At 73.9% G+C, this 19,228-nt stretch carries 10 protein-coding genes and 1 pseudogene; 3 read left to right on the top strand and 8 right to left on the bottom strand.

The annotated features are described in order from the left end of the window. The first annotated feature begins 107 nt into the window (after positions 1–107). Complete coding sequence (locus tag AB0N90_RS23625) at positions 108–1,754, top strand: GGDEF domain-containing protein (protein WP_365199570.1); 1,647 nt, start codon at positions 108–110, stop codon at positions 1,752–1,754. A 38-nt stretch (positions 1,755–1,792) separates the two neighbouring features. Here the strand turns inward: AB0N90_RS23625 and AB0N90_RS23620 are convergent, their stop codons facing one another. Genes AB0N90_RS23620 through AB0N90_RS23600 form a run of 5 tightly spaced genes read right to left on the bottom strand, consistent with a single transcriptional unit; the run spans position 1,793 to position 9,979 of the window. Further along, positions 1,793–2,398, bottom strand: a complete 606-nt coding sequence (locus AB0N90_RS23620; protein ID WP_361682268.1) for an ATP/GTP-binding protein — start codon at positions 2,396–2,398, stop codon at positions 1,793–1,795. Continuing rightward, positions 2,379–6,128 (bottom strand): hydantoinase B/oxoprolinase family protein, encoded by a 3,750-nt coding sequence (locus AB0N90_RS23615; RefSeq protein ID WP_365199567.1) that lies wholly within the window; start codon positions 6,126–6,128, stop codon positions 2,379–2,381. The genes AB0N90_RS23620 and AB0N90_RS23615 overlap by 20 nt, the downstream gene beginning before the upstream one ends. A gap of 24 nt (positions 6,129–6,152) precedes the next feature. Continuing rightward, positions 6,153–6,548: a DUF742 domain-containing protein gene (locus AB0N90_RS23610; RefSeq protein ID WP_365199564.1), complete on the bottom strand. Its 396-nt coding sequence runs from the start codon at positions 6,546–6,548 to the stop codon at positions 6,153–6,155. Positions 6,549–6,557: 9 nt separating this feature from the next. Beyond that, entirely contained in the window at positions 6,558–6,992 is a 435-nt protein-coding gene (locus AB0N90_RS23605) for a roadblock/LC7 domain-containing protein (RefSeq protein ID WP_037650878.1), read from the bottom strand. Beyond that, positions 6,989–9,979: a nitrate- and nitrite sensing domain-containing protein gene (locus tag AB0N90_RS23600; RefSeq protein ID WP_365199561.1), complete on the bottom strand. Its 2,991-nt coding sequence runs from the start codon at positions 9,977–9,979 to the stop codon at positions 6,989–6,991. Before AB0N90_RS23600 ends, AB0N90_RS23605 begins: the two co-directional genes overlap by 4 nt. A 454-nt stretch (positions 9,980–10,433) precedes the next feature. On the opposite strand from AB0N90_RS23600, the pseudogene AB0N90_RS23595 reads away from it, so the two are divergent. Both AB0N90_RS23595 and AB0N90_RS23590 read left to right on the top strand, forming a co-directional pair. Beyond that, positions 10,434–10,820, top strand: a pseudogene (locus tag AB0N90_RS23595) (hypothetical protein); the annotation flags it as partial. Positions 10,821–10,993: 173 nt separating this feature from the next. Further along, a complete protein-coding gene (locus AB0N90_RS23590; RefSeq protein ID WP_365199558.1) occupies positions 10,994–11,773 on the top strand; it encodes an IclR family transcriptional regulator in 780 nt (259 codons plus the stop codon). Positions 11,774–11,833: 60 nt separating this feature from the next. Here the strand turns inward: AB0N90_RS23590 and AB0N90_RS23585 are convergent, their stop codons facing one another. From AB0N90_RS23585 to AB0N90_RS23575, 3 genes are all read right to left on the bottom strand, one after another. Then, positions 11,834–16,477 (bottom strand): hypothetical protein, encoded by a 4,644-nt coding sequence (locus AB0N90_RS23585; protein WP_365199556.1) that lies wholly within the window; start codon positions 16,475–16,477, stop codon positions 11,834–11,836. Positions 16,478–16,619: 142 nt separating this feature from the next. Next, positions 16,620–17,498: a hypothetical protein gene (locus AB0N90_RS23580; RefSeq protein WP_365199554.1), complete on the bottom strand. Its 879-nt coding sequence runs from the start codon at positions 17,496–17,498 to the stop codon at positions 16,620–16,622. Positions 17,499–17,630: 132 nt separating this feature from the next. Next, positions 17,631–19,172: a hypothetical protein gene (locus AB0N90_RS23575; RefSeq protein WP_365199552.1), complete on the bottom strand. Its 1,542-nt coding sequence runs from the start codon at positions 19,170–19,172 to the stop codon at positions 17,631–17,633. Between the last annotated feature and the right edge of the window lie 56 nt (positions 19,173–19,228).

The following is a 19,228-nucleotide window of genomic DNA, read 5'->3' as shown; positions in this document are numbered from 1 at the left end:
CCATGGGCGCCTACTGTGACGGTCACGCTGTGCGATCGGCCCGGAATCCTGTGTGAACGTCTCATGAACTGACCCTGGGCGCCCGCGCCCGGCGCCATCATGCTCCCGTGCACTCCTGGACGGACTCTCTCCGCTTCGCCTTCCAGCCGCTGGTGAACCTGAGGACGGGCGCGGTCGCCGCGCTGGAGGCATTCGCCCGCCCGGAGACCGGCGACATCCTGGCCGAGGCCCGCCGTGACCCCGAACTGGACGGCGCGCTGGCCGTGCTGGCGCTGCGCTCGGCCATGCGCAAGGAGCGGCTGCTGCCGCTGCATGTGAACGTGTTCGCGGCCACCCTCGCCGACCTCGGCGGCCTCACCCCGCTGCACGACGCGGTGCGGGCGCAGGGGCGGGGGCCCTGGGAGGTGACGCTGGACGTCGTACCGCCGTACACGCATGTGCCGCACCGGGCGTTGCTGGAGGCGGTGGCCGCGCTGCGGGAGCAGGGGTTCCGGATCAGCGCGGACGGGGTCGGGGACGGCGATGTGCCGCTGCGGCTGCTCACCGACCTCTCCCCCGATCTGGTCAAGCTGGACGCCTCCCTGCTGGCCAGACCGGCCGCGGTACGGGCGATGCGGACCCTGTGCGAGGAGTTGGACGCCCTGGTCGCCGTGGAGGGGGTGGAGACCGAGGGGCAGTACGCGGCGGCGGTGTCGGCGGGGGCGCAGCTGGCCCAGGGCGAGCTGTTCGCGCCGCCCGCCCGGATCCCGGTGGCGGACGTCTATGTGCCGTCCTTCTCCCCCGCCGCCCCGGTCGTGCCCAGGACCGGGCCTTCGGTGCGGGAGTTCGTGCGTCCGGCCGCCGTGCTGCCGGTGACGGCGTCGGCCGGGCAGGTGCGGGCCCTGCTGACCGGCTCGCCGGACGTCTCCGGGGTGCTGCTGGTGGACCAGACGGGCAGACCCGTGCGGTCGGTGCACCGCTCGCGCTTCCTGCTGTCGATGTCCGGCCGCTACGGGCACGCCCTGTACGCCGACCGTCCCGCCGCGCGGCTCGGTGACGCGCCGCGCACGGTCGGAGTGGACGCCACCGCCTGGGAGGTGCTGGACGTGGTGGCGATCGGCGGCCGGGACCGGACCAGCGACGATGTGGCGGTGCTGGACGCGCACGGGCGGTGCGTGGGCGTCGTACGGCTCGCGGACCTGGTGCGGGCGCTGGCCGAGAGCCGGGTGGAGGAGGCGGCCGGGCTCAATCCGCTGACCCGGCTGCCGGGTTCGGACGCGATCACCGGTGAGGTGGACCGGCGGATCGCGGACGGGCGGCCGTTCGCGCTGAGCTGGCTGGACATCGACCACTTCAAGAAGGTGAACGACGGCGCCGGTTTCGCCGCGGGCGACGAGCTGATCCGCTCGGTGGGACGAGCGCTGACGCAGGCGATCGCCGGGCAGGCGCGGGTGGGGCACATCGGCGGGGACGACTTCCTGGTGCTGGCCGACGAGGAGGCGCTCGGCCCGCTGGCCGCGGCGGTGCTGGACGCCCCCTGGTCGGCGGGCGGCCGGCCGGTCACGCTGTCCCTGGCGACCGTGGTGTGCGGGCCGGGCAGCGTGCACGACCACCGCCAGGCCGCCGCCCAGCTGGCCCCGCTGAAGCAGGCGGCCAAGGCACTCGGCGGGGCGAGCTGGGTGCTCGGCCGCGCGGGGCTGACCGGACATGAGGTACGGCGGGGTGGCGGAGCGATGACTCCGGCGCGGGCGGCGGCTGCCGAACCTCAGTGGTGAACGGTCCCTAGATGTGCGTGACTTGAGATCTGGTCTGGTCAGCTGCCGACCGGCTGGCGGTGATCGGCCGGGTAGCGCATGGCGTGTTCGATGAGGTCGATGAGGACGTCCTTGGCCGACTCCCGGTCGCGGGCGTCGCACAGCATCACGGGCACCCCGGGGTCCAGGTCGAGCGCCCGGCGGACCGAGTCGGAGGGGTAACGGGCGGCGCCGTCGAAGCAGTTGACGGCGACCAGGAAGGGGATGGAGCGCCGCTCGAAGTAGTCGACGGCGGCGAAGGAGTCCTCCAGACGGCGGGTGTCGGCGAGCACCACGGCACCGAGCGCCCCCTCGGACAGCTCGTCCCACATGAACCAGAACCGCTCCTGCCCCGGCGTGCCGAACAGGTACAGGACCAGGTCCTCGCGCAGGGTGATCCGGCCGAAGTCCATGGCCACGGTGGTGGTGTTCTTGGCCTCCACCCCGCTGGTGTCGTCGACCGGGCGCCCGGCCTCGGTGAGCTGCTCCTCGGTGCGCAGCGGCCGGATCTCGCTGATCGCGCCGACCAGGGTGGTCTTGCCCACGCCGAAGCCGCCCGCCACCAGGATCTTGAGCGTGACGGGCTCGACCGGGAAATTGCCGTGCTCAGGACGCCCGAGGACCATCGTTCACTTCTCCTGCTTGCTGGGGTTCGGGCGACGGCCGGCCGTAGCCGCCGCCACCGGGGGTTTTGATGACCAGTACGTCGCCGGGGCCGACCTCGGTGGAACCGCTGCCGCCGAGATCGGTGACACCGCCGTCGGCCCGCTCGACCCGGTTGGCGCCGAGCGCTCCGGGAGCGCCGCCCGCCATGCCGTACGGGGGCACCCGGCGGTGCTGGGAGAGGGTGGAGACGGTCATGGGCTCCAGGAACCGGATGCGGCGCACCGCGCCGTCGCCGCCGCGCCAGGTGCCGGCGCCGCCGCTCCCGGGCCGTACGGCGAACTCCTCCAGGCGGACGGGCAGTCGCCACTCCAGGATCTCGGGGTCGGTGAGCCGGGAGTTGGTCATATGGGTCTGTACGACGTCGGCGCCGGGGAAGCCGTCGCCCGCACCGGATCCGGAGGCGACGGTCTCGTAGTACTGGTGGCGTTCGTTGCCGAAGGTGACGTTGTTCATCGTGCCGGAGCCCTCGGCCTGGACGCCGAGCGCGGCGTACAGGGCGCCGGTGATGGCCTGGGAGGTCTCCACGTTGCCCGCGACGACGGCGGCCGGGGGCTTCGGGGCGAGCAGGGAGCCGGGCGGTACGACGATGTCCAGGGGGCGCAGGCAGCCGTCGTTGAGCGGGATGTCGTCGGCGACCAGGGTGCGGAAGACGTACAGGACGGCCGCGTTGACGACGGCGAGGGGGGCGTTGAAGTTGGTGGGGAGCTGCGCGGAGGTGCCGGTGAAGTCGATGGTGGCCCGGCGCTCGGCCCGCTCGACACGGACCCGGACGCGGATGACGGCGCCCGCGTCGGTCTCGTAGGCGTACTCGCCGTCGTCCAGGGCGTCGATGACGCGGCGGACCGCCTCCTCGGCGTTGTCCTGGACGTGCCGCATATAGGCCTGTACGACGTCGAGGCCGAACTCGCCGATCATGCGGCGGACTTCGTCGACGCCCTTCTGGTTTGCGGCGATCTGGGCGCGCAGGTCGGCGAGGTTGGTGCGGGGGTTGCGGGAGGGGTAGGGGGCCTCGGTGAGCAGGCGCCGGGTCTCCTCCTCCCGGAAGCGGCCGCCCTCGGCGAGCGGCCAGTTGTCGAACAGGACGCCCTCCTCCTCGATGGTGCGGCTGTGGGCGGGCATGGAGCCGGGGGCGATGCCGCCGATCTCGGCGTGGTGGCCGCGGGAGGCGACGTGGAAGAGGATCCGGGGCCGGTCCCGCGGGGCCGCCGGGGCGTCGGTGTCCGGAGCCCCGCCGTCCGGGGCGTCGGTGTCGAACACCGGGGTGATCACGGTGACATCGGGCAGATGGGTGCCGCCGTGGTACGGGTCGTTGACGGCGTAGGTGTCGCCCGGCCGCATCGAGTCGCCCCGGCGGCGGATGACCTCCTTGACGCTGGTGCCCATGGAGCCCAGGTGGACGGGGATGTGGGGGGCGTTGGCCACCAGGTTTCCGTCCGGGTCGAACAGGGCGCAGGAGAAGTCGAGGCGTTCCTTGATGTTGACGGACTGGGCGGTGGACTCCAGCCGGGCGCCCATCTGTTCGGCGATCGACATGAAGAGGTTGTTGAAGACCTCAAGGAGAACCGGATCGGCTTCCGTGCTCGGGCGGGAACCCCGGGTGACCGCGGTGCGTTCCATGAGCAGATGTCCGTCGTCGGTGGCCGCGGCCCGCCAGCCGTCGTCCACGACGGTCGTCGCACTGGCCTCGGTGATGATCGCCGGGCCGGTGACGGACGCGCCGGGAGGAAGGGCCTCGCGGCGGTGCAGGGGTACGTCGCGCCAGGAGCCGCCGGTGTGCAGGCGGACGGTCTCGGGTGCGGCGGGCCGTCCCTCGTACGGCGCGAGGGCGGTCAGATCGGGGGGTGCGGTGATGCCGGTGGCCTCGACGGAGAGGGCTTCGACGACGATCGGGCGGTCGAGGGTGAAGGAGTAGGTGGCGCGATGGCGCTCCTCGAACGCGCCGCGCATGCGCTCGGGTTCGGCCAGTTCGACGGTGAGGGCGGTGTCGGTGCCGTCGTAGCGCAGCTGCGCGCGATGGGTGACCCGGACGTGGTCCTCGGGGATGTCCTCGGCCGTGAGTTCGGCGCGGGCGGCGGCCTCCAGGCCGGCGGCGGCCGCGCGGATGCCGGGCATGGCGGCCGGCTCCAGGGGTGCCTCGACGGACTGTTCGCGCATGGCGGTGGTGTCGGCGAGACCGATGCCGAGCGCGGAGAGGACCCCGGCCATGGGGGGTACGAGCACGGTGCGGATGCCGAGCGACTCGGCGACCCGGCACGCGTGCTGGCCGCCCGCGCCGCCGAAGGTGGTCAGTGCGTAGCGGGTGACGTCGTGGCCCTGCTGGACGGAGATCCGCTTGATCGCGTTGGCGATATTGGCGACGGCGATGTCCAGATAGCCCTCGGCCACCTGTTCGGGGGTGCGGTCGTCGCCGGTGGCCCGGTGGATCTCGCGGGCGAGTGCGGTGAACCGGTCGCGGACGAGCCCGGCGTCCAGCCGCTGGTCGCCGCCGGGCCCGAACACGGCCGGGAAATACGCGGGTTGGATCCGGCCGAGCATCACATTGGCGTCGGTGACGGTGAGCGGGCCGCCGGCCCGGTAGCAGGCGGGGCCGGGGGTGGCACCCGCCGAGTCGGGGCCGACGCGGTAGCGGGAGCCGTCGAAGTGGAGCACGGAGCCGCCGCCCGCGGCCACGGTGTGGATGTCGAGCATCGGGGCGCGCAGCCGTACGCCCGCGACCTGGGTGTCGAAGACCCGCTCATAGGCACCGGCGAAGTGCGAGACATCGGTGGAGGTGCCGCCCATGTCGAAGCCGATGACCCGGTCGAAGCCCGCGCGCTGGGACATCCGGGCCATGCCGACGATGCCCCCGGCCGGTCCGGACAGGACGGCGTCCTTGCCGCGGAACTGCCCCGCCTCGGTGAGCCCGCCGTTGGACTGCATGAACATCAGCCGCACACCGCGCAGTTCGTCGGCCACCTGGCGGACGTAGCGGTGCAGCACCGGTGAGAGATAGGCGTCGGCCACGGCGGTGTCGCCGCGCGGGACCAGCTTCATCAGCGGGCTGACCTCGCTGGACAGCGAGATCTGCGGGAAGCCGGTGCGGGCCGCGAGTTCGCCGATGGCGCGCTCGTGGGCGGGGTGCAGATGGCTGTGCAGGCAGACGACGGCGACGGCGCGGATCCCGTCGTCGTACGCCTGTCGGAGCGCGGGCGCGAGCGCGTCCAGGTCGGGGGCGCGCAGCACGGTTCCGTCGGCGGCGATGCGTTCGTCCGCCTCGATCACCCGGGTGTAGAGCGGTTCGGGCGGCTCGATACGGCGGGCGAAGATGCGCGGCCGGTTCTGGTAGGCGATGCGCAGGGCGTCACGGAAGCCGCGGGTGATGATCAGGAGGGTGGGTTCGCCGGTGCGCTCCAGGAGCGCGTTGGTGGCGACGGTGGTCCCCATGCGGACGGCCTCGACGGGCTCAGGGGAGTCGCCGAGGAGGGCCCGGATGCCGGTGACGGCGGCGTCGGGGGCGGGGCGGTGGCCTGCGCCTTGAGTGCCGGAAGCGTCGCCCCGAGTGCCGGGAGCGGTGTCCGGGCCGGGCTCGGGGTGGGGCTGGGCCGGGTTGTCGGAGAGCACCTTGTGCGTGAGCAGGCGGCCGTCCGGGCGACGCGCGACGATATCGGTGAAGGTGCCGCCTCGGTCGACCCAGAACTGCCAGCCTGTCACGTCAGTACTCCGCTTCCGCGCCGGTCACAGCGCCCGCAGGCCGTTGATCACGTCGCGCAGAATACTCTCGTCCGGCAGCTCGGCCGGGGGCACCGGCCGGGTGACATGGACGAGTTCCGCGTGCACGAGATCGCCGACGAGGACCCGCACGACACCGATGGGCAGGTCGAGTTCCGCGGCCAGCTCGGCGACCGACTGCGGGGTGCTGCGGCACAGGCCCACGATGTCCACGTGCTCGGGGGAGAGCGTCGGATCCGTCTCCGGGTCCCCGGCGGCGGGCTCCGTGACGACCACCGCGATCAGATCGAGGCGGTGCTGGGCCGTACTGGAGGTACGGCCGCGCGTCATGGCGTACGGACGGACGACCGGTCCGGCGTCGTCGTCGAACCAGTGGCTGCTCACCTGACCGTCTTCGCTCATGTCATCCCACTACCCGCCCGCGGGCAGGCCCGTGCGCGGGGCGGTGCCCAGGTGCACACCCACCCGCTTGACCAGGAGCGTCATCTCGTAGGCGACCTGGCCGACATCGGAGTCGGCGTCGGACAGGACGGCCAGGCAGCTGCCGTCGCCCGCGGCGGAGACGAACAGGAAGGCGTCGTCCAGCTCGACGACCGTCTGGCGGACGCCGCCCGCGTCGAAGTGGCGGCCCACGCCCTTGGCGAGGCTGTGGAAGCCGGAGGCCACGGCGGCCAGGTGTTCGCCGTCCTCCCTGGTCAGGTCCTTGGACACGCCGGTGGCCAGTCCGTCGCCGGAGAGGATGACGGCCTTGCGGATGCTGGCGACGCGGTCGACCAGGTCGTCCAGGAGCCAGTTCAGCTCCCCGTTGCCCGTCGCCGTGTGGTCGGTCGCCTTCGGTGCGGTCATCGACCGTCCCCCTTAGTGGTTCCTTGTGCTGTGCCGGTGCGGGCAGTCTCGCCCGTGGCATTCTCCTCCCGGCCACGCTGCCAGCCGCGCTGGAGCGAGGCCATCCGGCTGCGGACCTCGTCGGCGTCCCGGTCGGTGGGCGCGTCGCCGCGCCCGGGTCGCCGTTCGGGGTCCTGCCTGAGCTGAGGGGCGAGGCTGGCCTGCCGCACTCGGCGGGGCAGGGCGCCGTCGCCGGGTTCGGCGGCGCCGTCGCCGTCGCGGGGTGCGCGGACGGGGCCGCCGGAGGTCCCCGGGCCGCCGGGGGCGCTCGCCGCGGGGCGGGCGCGCCGGGGCAGCGCGGGGATGCCGGGGCGGGCGGCCGCAGCGGGACCGTCGACCGGGGCGCGGCCGTCGGCCGATGCCGTCCCCGCCTCCCCGACGCGGTCGGCCGGTTCCGCCGGGCGCGGGGCGGCGGTCGCCCGGCGCGGCAGGGCTACCGGACCGCCCCGGTGCGGTTCGCGGTCGGTGCGTTGCGACTCACGGTCGGCACGCTGCGGCTCGCGGTCGGCGCCGTAGGCGTCCAGGCCGGCGCCGTACGCGTCCTCGGCGGTGCCGTACGCGCCCGTGTCAAAGCCGTATGCCTCCCCGGTCGCGCGGTCGTCCGGGTCCGCCGGGTTGCGGCGGCCGGGCTCAGGGCGGTGGGCGCGCTGGTCGGTGACCGGTTTGCCGTGCGAACTGACCAGCTTGGGCGGCTGGCGGCGCGGCAGCGGTACGAGTCCGTGCTCGCCGGTCTCCTCCCCCGTCGGGCGATCCGCCGGGCGATCCACCGGGCGGTCGTCGCCCGGCTCCTGCGCGGGACCGTCGTCCGCGCCCCGGGTCAGGGCACGGCGGTGGCGGAAGAGGCCGCCGCGTTCGCTGTCCTCGTCCGGCAGGGCGCCGGGGAAGCCGTCCAGGGCGTCGAGGTCGACGGGCGCCTCCAGCTCCACCGGGCCGTCCAGCACGGTGGTGGGCAGCCCGGACAGCGGCAGCGGGGCCCGGGAGCCGCCGACGGCACGCCCGGAGTTCTTCGCGGTGCGCTCGCGGTCCAGCCGGAAGCCGATGCCGTTGGTGTCCGGGACCTCGTCGCTGAGCAGCGCGTCGGGGATGAACACGATCGCGGTGGTGCCGCCGTAGGGCGAGGGCTGCAGGGAGACGCGCACGTTCTGGCGCTGGGCGAGGCGGCTGACCACGAACAGGCCGAGCCGGTCGGTGTCGGAGAGTTCGAACTCGGGGGTCTCGGCGAGGCGCAGGTTGTTGTCCAGCAGCGCCTCGGGCGTCATGCCGAGTCCCCGGTCGTGTATCTCCAGGGTGAAGCCGTTGGCGACCCGCTCGCCGATGACCTGGACGGCGGTGTGCGGGGGCGAGAACACCGTGGCGTTCTCCAGGAGTTCGGCCACGAGATGGGTGAGGTCGGCGACGGCCGGGCCGGTCACGGCGACCCGCGGCAGGCGTCGTACCTCGACCCGCTCGTAGTCCTCGACCTCGGCGACGGCGGCGCGGACCACGTCCATCAGCTGCACGGGGCGGCGCCACTGCCGGGAGGGCGCCGCGCCGGAGAGGATCACCAGGCCCTCGGCATGCCGGCGCATCCGGGTGGTGAGGTGGTCCAGGCGGAAGAGGTCGGCGAGTTCGTCGGTGTCCTCGGTGCGGCGTTCCATGGTGTCGAGGAGGGTGAGCTGCTTGTGCAGCAGCACCTGGCTGCGGCGGGCGAGGTTGACGAACACCTCGGAGACTCCGGCGCGCAGCTCGGACTGCTTGACGGCGGCCTCGACGGCGGCGCGTTGCAGGGTGTTGAGGGCCTGTCCAACCTCGCCGATCTCGTTCTGGTCGTACTCCAGGCGCGGCACCTCGGTCTCCACGTCGACCTGTTCGCCGACCGACAGGCGGCGCATCAGGCCGGGCAGCCGGACGCCGGACGCCTCGTGCGCCTCCAGGCGCAGTCGGCGCAGATCGCGGATCAGGCCGCGGCCGATCCGGACGGACAGGACCAGGGAGAAGAGCAGGGCGAGCAGTCCGAGCAGACCCGCGACGGCGCCCTGGGCGATGACCCGCATGGCGACGGGGTGCATACGGTCCTGGAAGCGGTCGCCCGCCCGGTCGTCCAGGGTGCCGAGGTCGGCCAGGGCGCTGCCCGCGGCGGAGTCCCAGCTCTTGGCGGTGACGCCGTCGGGGGTGCCGGAGCCGTGCTCGATGACGGACTGCTCGGCCGAACGCAGCGGGGCGGTACCGGCGTTGTCCCAGAACCGCTCGTAGCGCTCGCGTTCGGACGCGGGCAGCAGCGGCAGGCTGATGTCGTACAGCAGGGTGCGCTGGGCGACGAGGTCGGAGATCTCGCGGATCTCCTCGCGGGTGAGCCGGCCCACCACCAGGGAGGAGCCGAGCAGGGCGTCCTCACGGGAGAGCAGTTCACGGGCGCGGGTGAGGTTGACCAGGGCGTGCGACTGCTTGTCCATCTCGACGTCGTCGATGCCGTCGAGCCCGGCGAGCAGCGAGTAGCAGGGATCGATCAGACGGTTGTAGAGGTCGAGGGCCTGAGCGCGGCTGATGGTGCCGCCCTCGACGCTGTGGCGCAGCGAGTCCAGGCCGCTGAAGGCGTCCAGGACGGCGGTGAGGTGTTCGCTGCCCTGGGCGCCGAGGCCGTGGCGCAGATGGCGTTTCTGCGCGTTCTCGCGGACCTTCGCGATCGCACGGTCGCTGGCGGTGCGGGTGCGCTGGAGCGCCGACAGGGAGTCGGCGGCGCGTGGGTCGGCGAGATAGACGAGGGTCTGGCGGCGCTCCTGTTCGAGCACGCGGACGGTGTCCTCGGTGGGATAGCCGATGTTCTGCATGACATCGGAGACCCGGAAGAGCTGGGCCACATCACGGCCCGTGACCACCGTGGCGAAACCCCAGATGGCGGTCAGGGACAGCAGCGGCACGAGAAGCAGCGCCACGATCTTCCGGCGGATCGACTTCCCGCGAAAGCGCATGGCCTCCCCCAGCTCGACCCCCGCGGGCCGGGGGTGCGCATGTGCGTCAACAAACGGCGCGAGCCTACTACCGCCATACAGGTAACTCGAAGGCATGTCCGGAAGGTGAACTTCCGCAGCGGCGGCGGTACGGGGCGAGTTGTCCGGGCATTGCGGGAGATTGCCACCGCGATCCGGCGGGTACTCCGGAGCCGGACACCATGGCAGGGAATGGCGGTTGGCTGGAATTTTTCCCAAGGCGGGAATCTTCGTGGGGTGTTGTTCGTCCTTCTCTACGGGAGTTGGGGGCGGATTGGGCCGCGCAAGCCCCGTCCCGCGTCCCGGCCGCGTAAATCCGCGCAAGCCGGGCAGCTACTGGGGAGTCGGGGCTTCGGGGCGAGGGGCCCTCGGGCGGTGGGGAGTGAGTGACACGGTGAAGGGCACTGCGGAGCGGTACGGGATACAACGCGAGCAACGGCCGTTGTGGGTCGAGGAGCCCGCGCGGCGGCATCCGCTGCCCGATCCGGTGCGGACGGCGGCGGTGCGGGCGCTGATCATCATCTCGGTCACGCTGATAGAGGCGATGGTGGCGTTCCTGTGCACCATGGCGGAGTCCTGGCCCGCGTTCCCCATGGTGATCAGCAGCGTGGCGAGCACCGTGGTGGCCACCTGGGCCGTGGTCGACGTCTGGGTGACCCGCCAGGTGTGGAACCAGCGGTACGGCGTGGTCTCCGAGCCCAGCAGCACGGCCCGCGCGCTGCGCCGGGAGCGACGGGCGCGCCGGCGTGCGGAGCGGCGGGCGCTGCGGGAGCAGGAGCGGATACGGCGGCGGGGCGGCGCGGGGCAGCTGTCCCACCCCTGAGCCGAACCGCGAGCCTCGACACGAGCCGAGACGCGAGCCGAACCGCGCGTCGGAATCCGCTCGGCCACCGGCTGGAATCGGCCACTTCGCTACGATGATGTTTCGTACGGCGCGGACATGAGCGCTGTGCGCAACAGATTCCGGACCGGCCGACAGGTGGTGGGAGCCCAGCCATGGCCCACGCGCAGAAGCAGCAGTCGGCCGGGGCGGTGCAGTCGGTGGACCGTGCCGTGAGCGTGCTGGAGATCCTCGCCCGGGACGGCGAGGCGGGCGTCACCGAGATCGCCACCGAGCTGGCGGTGCACAAGTCCACGGCGTTCCGGCTGCTCGGCGTGCTGGAGCACCGGGGGCTGGTGGCGCAGGCGAAGGATCGCGGCAAGTACTACCTGGGCGCCGGTGTGCTGCGGCTGGCCGGGGCGGCGGCGGTGCGGCTGGACATCTCCCAGGAGGGCGTCCCGATCTGCCGCGAGGTCGCCGACGAGCTGGGCGAGACGGTGAACCTCGCGGTGCTGGACGAAGACGCCGCCGTCAACATCATGCAGGCCCGGGGCACGGCGTCGGTGGCCGCGCAGAACTGGCTGGGCCGGCGCACCCCGCTGCACGCCACCTCCAGCGGCAAGGTACTGCTCGCGCATCTGCCGCCCGCCGCGCGCGAGGGCCTGCTCGCGCGGCCCCTGCACCGGTTCACCGAACGCACCGTCACCGACGCCGAGACGCTGCGGGCCGAGCTGGACCGCGTGGTGGAGCAAGGCCACGGCGTGACGGTCGAGGAGCTGGAGCCGGGCCTCGCCGCGGTGGCCGCGCCGGTGCGGGCGCACGACGGCGAGGTGATCGCGGCGATCAGCGTCTCCGGCCCGGTGTACCGGCTGAACCGGGACCGGCTGACGGAGGTGGCCCGGCGCACGGTCGCGGCGGGCACGGAGCTGTCCCGCCGCATGGGCTACGGCTTCTGAGCGGCGGCCACCAGGAGGCTGCCCGCGCGCCGCGGGACGGGCGGGCGGCCCCCCGCGCCGCTACGCGTTGACCGCCGGCTTCTTGAACATCCTGGTCGCCGTGATCTCGCTGTGCACCGACTCCCCCGCCTGCGGCTGCTGGGGCAGGCCGGGGCGCAGGTGTTCCTCGACGCTGATGTACTTCAGGCCCGCCCTGAGGTCCGCGTCATTGCGCAGCCGGATGACCAGCGGGAACTCGGCCAGGGCCGTGGTGTCGAACAGGCCCGTGGTGTACAGGAGCTGGACGCCGAGGGCGTCGGAGACGGCTCGCTGGAGTTCCAGGAGGTAGGTCGCGTTGGCGCGGCCGATGGGGTTGTCCAGGAACAGCGTGCCCGCGTGCCGGTGCTTGTCGCGGCCCCGGTCGTTCGAGCGCAGCGCGGCCATCGTGCAGTACAGGGCGATGGCCGCGGTGAGCAGCTGCCCGCCGGAGAAGACATCGCCCATCTGCCCGACGGGGACCCGCTCGGCGCGCAGCACCGCGTCGGGCTTGAGGATCTCGACGGCCACGCCCTTGGGCTCCAGGGCCGCCGCGACACCGCGCAGCAGCAGGGACATGCCGTCGCGCCGCATGTCGGAGTTCTTCTTGACGGCGGCGCGGGTGGCCTCGTCGACGACCTCGCCGAGCCGTTCGGTGAGCGTGGCCTGGTCGGGTTCCTCGAAGCGGACGCGCAGGAACTCCTGGCCCGACCATTCGCCGAGCCCCTCGGGGAGCCGGGAGAGCCGCTGGGCGGAGCGCAGGGTGGCCAGGGCCGACTCCACGAGGCCGCGCAGCCGGTCCACGATCGAGTCGCGGTTGCGCTCCAGCTGGGCCAGCTCGTCGGTGAGGACCCGCAGCCGGGGCGCGAAGGCGTCGGCCCACTTCTGCGCGTGCTCGGGCAGCGCGGCGGCGGGCAGTTCGCGGATCTGCTGCCGGGCCGGGGTGCGGACCTGCTCGTAGCGCGTGGAGTTGGCGTGCCGGACCAGCACATCGCTCGCCTCGCGCACACCGGCCTCGGCGGCAGACAGGTCGGCGGCGCAGCCGCGCAGCGAGCGGCGGGCCTCGGCGGCGGACTGCCGGGCCTCCTCCAGAGCGCCCGGGTACGGCTCGGTCTCCTCCTGCTCCTCCTCGACGGCCGGTTCGCGCAGCAGGTCGCGGAGCATCGCGGCGATCTCGTCGAAGCCCCCGGCCGCGTCCTCGGCGGCGCGATGGGCGGCCAGCAGTTCGCCGTGCGCGTCGCGGGCCCGCGCCAACGCCTCGGTACGGGTGGCCAGTTCGGTGGTCGCGGTGCGCAGCAGCACCTGGGCGTGCTCGGCGTCGCGCGGCACCTGGTCCGCGGGCAGCTCGGTGTGCGCCGCGCCGTCCTCGGGGGCGTGCCGCTCGGCCTCGCCGCGCAACCGCCCGAGCTGCTCGCTCGCGGTGGACATCCGGGTCTCCAGGAGCTGCACCAGCTCCTCGGCGCGGGCGGCGGCCGCCTGCCGGGAGGGCCCGTCGGAGCCGTCGGGCGACTGGAGAAGCTGCTCGGCGCGGGTGCGGACCTTGTTGCTGAGCCGGTCCAGTTCGGCGCGGGCGGCGCTCTCGTCGCTCTCGGCGCGGGCCTGCTCGGCGCGCAGATCGGCGCCGACGCCGACCTTCTCGTACACCTGGGACGCGGCCCGGTACGCCTCGCGCAGGGCGGGCAGCGACGCCTCGGGCGCCTCGGTTCCCTCGACCGGTACGTCGTCGGGGGCGCCGGCGATCTCCGCGCGCTCGGCGCGCAGCGCGCGGGCGGTGCGGCGGGCGTCGTCGGCGGCGCGCTGGGCGGCGCGGCGGTCCTCGTCGGCGGCGCGGGCGCGCTCCAGACAGGTCTGGGCGCGGGCCTCGGACTCGGTGGCCTCGTCGGCGAGTTCGCGCAGCCGGGCCTGCCAGCCGGCGCGTTCGCGCAGCCGGAAGGCGAGTCCGGCGAGGGCGTCGGCGGCGCGCCGGGCCTTCTGCGCGGCCTCCTGGCGCTCGTCGCGCAGCCGTACGGTCTCGGCGGCGCTCTCCTCGGCCTCCGCGCGCAGGGTGCGGGCCTCGGCGAGTTCGGCCTCGGACTCCTCGGCGAAGGCGCGGGCCTCCTCGGCGGCGCGGGCCAGTTCGGTCAGGCGGCCCGCGGGGCAGCCGGTGCGCCAGGAGTCGAGCCGGGCGGCGAGTTCGCGGTCCTTGCCGAGCCGGGCGGCCAGGGTCCGGATCTCCTCGTCGCGCTCGGTGGCGCGGGCGCGCAGGGCCTGGCGTTCCTCGTCGGCGGCGTGCTCGTCGTGCATGGCCGGGTTCGGCGGCACCAGGAACACGCCGTCCGGGGCGGTGTCCTCGGCGGGGGTCGGGGCGAGCAGCGCGGCGGCGGTGCCGACGGCCACGGCGGAGCGCGGCAGCAGGGCGGCGTCGGCCAGTGCCTCGCGGGCGCGGGCGTGGGTGTCCGGGTCGGTGATGATGACGCCGTCGACCAGTTCGGGCCGGGCGGCGAGCACCCGGGCGTGGTCGGCGGGGTCGACGGCCTGGGCGAGATAGCGCCAGCCGGGCAGCGCGGGGATGCCGTGCTCGCCGAGGAACTCGACGGTGGCGAGGACGTCCGGGCCGGGCGGCAGCAGTCCGCCGTCGCCGAGCGCGCCGAGGATGCGGGAGTCGTCGGCGGCGGCCGTGCGCAGGTCGAAGAGCTGGCGTTCGGCGGTGCCGACCGCGTCGTCGAGGAGTTCGCGCAGTTCGTCGGCGCAGCGGTCGAGTTCGGCTGCGGTGAGATGGCCGGCGGGCAGGTCGTCCCGGTCGGCGCGCGGGGCGCCGTCGGTGTCGTCGGTGCGCTGGGCGGGCAGGCCCGGGCGGGGCGTCGTACCGGGCAGGCCGAGGAGTTCGGCGAGGCGTTCCTCGGCGGCCAGCGCGTCCGCGAGGCGGCGTTCGGCCTCGTGGGAGCGCTCGGCGGCGGTCGCGGCGTCGGCGGCGCGGGCCGCGGTCAGCTCGGCGCGGGACTCGGCGGCGGCCGTCTCGCGGGCGTGCTCGGTGGCCGTGCGGGCGGCCTCCCGGGCGGTGTCCCAGGCGGCGACGGTGGTCTTCTCGGCGTCCGAGGCGGCGAGCGCGGCGCGGGCCGGGTCGGCGTCGGGGGCGCTGTCGTCCAGCCAGCCGGCGCGGACCGCCTCGGCGGTCTCCTGCTCGACCTCGGTGAGCCGCTGGCGCAGATGGCCGGCCTCGCTGCGGGCGCGCTGGGCCTCGGTGGCGGCGGTGGTGGAGTCGCGGTAGGCGGCGTCACCGGCCTCTTGGAGGGCGGCGGAACGCTCCTCCCCCTCGTTTGCCAGGTCCTCGGCGCTCCCGGCGGCCGCGTGCAGGGCCCGTACGAGCTCCACGGCGGCCTTGGCGCGGGCGGCGAGGGCGGGCGCCGCGTCCCGTTCGGCCTCCTGGATGGCGGCGGAGACCCGGGCGACGCGGTCGGCGGCGGCGCGATGGCGCAGCACGGCCTCTGCGGCCTGCCAGGCGGAGTGCAGGGTGCGGGCGTCGGCCAGCTCGCGCTTCTGCGCGGCGGCGGCCTTCTCGGCGGCGGCGAGGGCCAGCGAGGCGTGCCGGTAGGCGAGTTCGGCGGCGACCAGGGAGCTGCGCTCGCGGGCGCCCTCGGAGTGGGTGACGGCGTACGCGGCGGCGGTGACCCGCTGGGCGAGGTCGGCGGCCCGGATGCGCTCCTGTACGGCGCGTGCGGACAGCCGCCGGGCGAGGGTACGGGTGCGGCGCTCGGCGCCTGCGTGGATGTCCCGGGCGCGGCCGCGGGTGTCGGCGGCCTCCACGATCCGGCCGAGCAGGTCCACCGAGCCGGCCGTGAAGTCGCGTTCGGCGATCAGCTCGGCGCGCCGGCCGAGCTTGTTGCCGAAGCCGCTGACCAGGTCGGCGAGGCCGTCGGTGTCCCGGGTGTCGGTGACTGCGCGCAGCAGCAGGTCGGTGAAGTCGGAGTCCTTCTTGACCGCGAAGAGACCGGCGGCCTCGCCCTCGTCGGCGTTCATCTCCCGCTGGTAGCGGAAGAGTTCGGGGTCGAGGCCGAGGTCGCCGAGGTGCTCGGTCCAGCGCTCGTGGATCTCCTCCCAGTGCACCTCCAGGTGCGGGTACGCCTTGCCGCCCTCGGTGAGGGCGTCGCGGAAGCCCTTCATGGTGCGGCGGCGGCCCCGGGCGCCGGACGCGCCCTCGGCGGCCGGGCGTACGGCGGTGGACTCGGCCACCGGGAGGTTGTCGAGGCTGAGTCCGGGGCCGGGCCGGAAGGAGTACCAGGCCTCGGCGAACTTGCGCGGGTCGTTGGAGACCTGGCGGCCGCGCCACTCGCTGACCTTGCCGACGACCACGCACTCGCCGGTCAGCACATGCTGCCACTCGAGGGCCACATGGCCGCAGTCGTCGGCGAGCAGGAACTTGCGCAGCACACCGGAGCTGGCGCCGCCGAGGGTGTTGCGGTGGCCGGGGAGCATCACCGAGAAGATCAGCTTGAGCAGGACGGACTTGCCGCCGCCGTTCTCCAGGAACAGCACGCCCGCGGGCGCGGGGCGGCGCGGCGGGCCGGACGGCTCCGCCGCGAAGAACTCCGCCTGGGTGGGCGCCGGATCGGGCACGGGCTCGCCGACACCCCGCAGGTCAAGCACGGTGTCGGCGTAGCGCGCACCGGCGGGCCCGATGGAGTAGAGGCGGACCCGGGACAGCTCGTACATGGCGGACTCTCGTAAGTCTGGTGAAAGGTGCGGTCGTTCGGGGGGCACGGGGCGCGTCAGCCCTTCGGTGCTTCAGTGCTTCAGTGCTTCAGTGCTTCAGTGCTTCAGTGCTTCAGTGCTTCAGGATCGGCCCTTTGGTGCTTCAGGAGTGGAAGGGGAGGCCCGCGTCGGCCACCAGGTCCAGGTCGTCGGTGTCCTCGGCGGGCAGCAGGCTGGCGGTGCCGTCGGTCACCGGGACCACGCCCAGCTCGATCAGTTCGGCCATGGCGGCGGTGCCGGCCAGGTCGCGGACCTGGAGCTGGTAGCGGGCGGTGGTGCGGTAGGTGCCGCCGCCTTCGTCGCCGGTGCGCTGGAGGAAGCCGGAGTCGGTGAGGAAGGCGAGGGCCTTGGCGACGATGCCGGTGGTGGAGGAGGCGGGCCTGCGGGCGTCCTTGGTGGCGCCGGTGGCGCTGCGTCTGGCCCAGATCCGCCAGGCGGCCTCCAGGCCGGGCGCGTCGGTGGCCGGGTCGGTGTTCTCGCCCTGCTCCTCGGCGCGCTCCTCCAGGCGGCGGCAGGCCTGGCGGACGAACGCGTCGACGCCGTTGACCGTGACCCGGCCGATGTAGCCGTCGTCGGCCAGGTCCTCGGGGCGCGGGAACGCGAGGGCGGCGACGGCGAGATGGGCCAGGCCGTGCAGGAAGCGGTCGCCGGAGTCGGCGGTGGTGCGACGCGCGTAGTCGCCCATGCGGACGGCGAACACCGAGTCCTCGGCGGCGGTCACGGCCATGCCGGCGCGCGGGGACACCTCCAGGACGACGAGCCCGAGGCCGGCGGCGACGGCATCGGCGAGCCGTGCGAATGCCGGGTCCTCGCGGTAGCGGCGCAGCAGTTCGGTGTAGTCCTGGTCGCGGGCGGGCTGGAGCTTGGGCTGGAGCCCGTAGGCGACGAGCCGCGCCGCGTCGGCGGCGTCGGCGGGGGTGACGGCGGCGGTGGCCGACGGGGCCGGGGCCTCGGTGTCACTCCACTCGACGTGCTCGCTCACGGCTTTGACTCCTTGTCGCTCTCTGACTTGCTCATGCTGCTTCCGGGCCCCTCGCCCATGGTCCGCAAATGTCGCATACGGCCCGTTGGTGTCGCATATGGGCTACTCATGCCGATGTCGCATACGGCCTGCTCATGCCGCCCGGTCCGCCGCCATGCCGGCCGCGTCCAGCAGCGCCATGCCGACGATCAGATCGGCGCCGCCGAATTCGTGGTCGTCCAGCTCGGTGCCGTCGTCCACGGCGAACAGCAGCTTCTCCTCGCCCTGCCGGTAGGCGGTGCCGACGGCGGGGCTGGCCGCGTGCACCGCGAGCAGGGCGACCAGGTAGGCGAGCTCCGGGTCGCCGGTGCGCCGGGCCTCGGCGAGCAGCCCGGAGAGTCTGCGCGGGGCGTCGGCGGGCAGGTCGAGCAGCTCCATGGCGGTGGCGAGCTGCTCCTCGCTGAACCGGCTGTCGTCCGGCGTCGCGATCAGGTCCGGCTCGGGCATCTCCGCGCCCAGGTGCTCGCGCTCCACGGGCGGGGTCAGCAGGATGTCCACGAGGTCGGCGATCCGCACCGAGACGGGGGTGCGCAGGCCGGTGCCGCGGGCGAAGAAGGCGTCCGTGACCCGGGTGGCCTGCTCGGCGGGGAGGGTGAGCACCGGGGCGACCAGATGGCCGTACAGGTCTATTCCCGCGGTGCTCGCGGGCGTGGCGAAGGCCTGCCGGTCCTGTTCCGCGCGGAACAGCGGGCCCGCCTCCAGCAGCCGGGACTGGAGCTGGGTGTGCCGGCGGATGCAGTCCTTGACGATGTCGACCAGCTCGGCGGCGCGCCGCTTGTGCTCGGGCTCCTCGGTCTCGTCGCGGGCCTTGCGGATGTTGGTGAGGATCGCGTTCTCGTGCCGATAGCGGTCGGCCACGTGTTCGAGGGCCTCGGCGATCATGTCGGGGACGGCGTTGAGCCAGTCGACCGCGCGGACGTTGCGCCGGGTGGCGTCCAGGGCGCGGCGCAGGGTCTCGGAGTACTGCACCGTGCGGTAGCGGGCCTGTTCGGCGGCGAGTTGGGCGTCGGCGAGCCGGCCCCGGTTGATCAGCACCTCCAGCTTGACCTCGGCGGCGATCTGGGCGCTGGTGACGTCGGTGTCGAGGGCGCCGACCAGGACGTTGACCGCCTCGTCGGTGGTGCGCAGGTACACCGTGCCGCCGGGGCCCGGGACCTCTTCGATCAGCTTGAAGTCGTAGTCGCGGCGGACATAGGTGCCGTCCGCCGCGAAGGTGCCGTAGACGGCGCGGAAGCCGCGGTCCACGCTGCCGACGTTGATCAGGTTCTCCAGGACCCAGCGGGCCACGCGCTCGTGCTCGGCGGTGGGGCGGTGCGGGGCCTGGGCGGCGATGCGGGGGATCAGACGGGCGACGATCTGCTCATGGTCGGCGCCGGTGTCGAAGTCCATGTTCAGCGTGACCAGGTCGATGGCGGCGAGGGCCACCTCGGCCATTCCGTACACCGAGTACTCGCCCGCCAGGCTGCCCTTGCGGGCGTCCAGGTCGTGCAGCGGCGCGGTGCACGCGAGCGCGCGCAGCCGACGGGCGAGGCCCTCGTCGGCGGCGGGTCCCGGAGCGGGACGCTGCGCTGTGCTGAGCTGCGGCTTAGCGGTCTCGGAAGTCACGGTGCACAGAGTAGGTCCTCGGTCTGACATCTACCCAAACGGGAAGCCTCCGGAGTACAGATCACCGCATTTCGGCTGCCGGTCCG

The organism is Streptomyces sp. NPDC093018 (assembly GCF_040684035.1).
GTDB classification, from domain to species: Bacteria; Actinomycetota; Actinomycetes; order Streptomycetales; family Streptomycetaceae; genus Streptomyces; species Streptomyces murinus.
This window is presented reverse-complemented; position numbering and strand designations above follow the sequence as displayed.

Coding starts and splice junctions, on each gene's coding strand:
- AB0N90_RS23620 (WP_361682268.1), bottom strand. CDS start 2,398: ATGGTCCTCGGGCGTCCTGAGCACGGCAATTTCCCGGTCGAGCCCGTC.
- AB0N90_RS23610 (WP_365199564.1), bottom strand. CDS start 6,548: ATGAGCGAAGACGGTCAGGTGAGCAGCCACTGGTTCGACGACGACGCC.
- AB0N90_RS23605 (WP_037650878.1), bottom strand. CDS start 6,992: ATGACCGCACCGAAGGCGACCGACCACACGGCGACGGGCAACGGGGAG.
- AB0N90_RS23600 (WP_365199561.1), bottom strand. CDS start 9,979: ATGCGCTTTCGCGGGAAGTCGATCCGCCGGAAGATCGTGGCGCTGCTT.
- AB0N90_RS23590 (WP_365199558.1), top strand. CDS start 10,994: ATGGCCCACGCGCAGAAGCAGCAGTCGGCCGGGGCGGTGCAGTCGGTG.
- AB0N90_RS23585 (WP_365199556.1), bottom strand. CDS start 16,477: ATGTACGAGCTGTCCCGGGTCCGCCTCTACTCCATCGGGCCCGCCGGT.
- AB0N90_RS23575 (WP_365199552.1), bottom strand. CDS start 19,172: ATGTCAGACCGAGGACCTACTCTGTGCACCGTGACTTCCGAGACCGCT.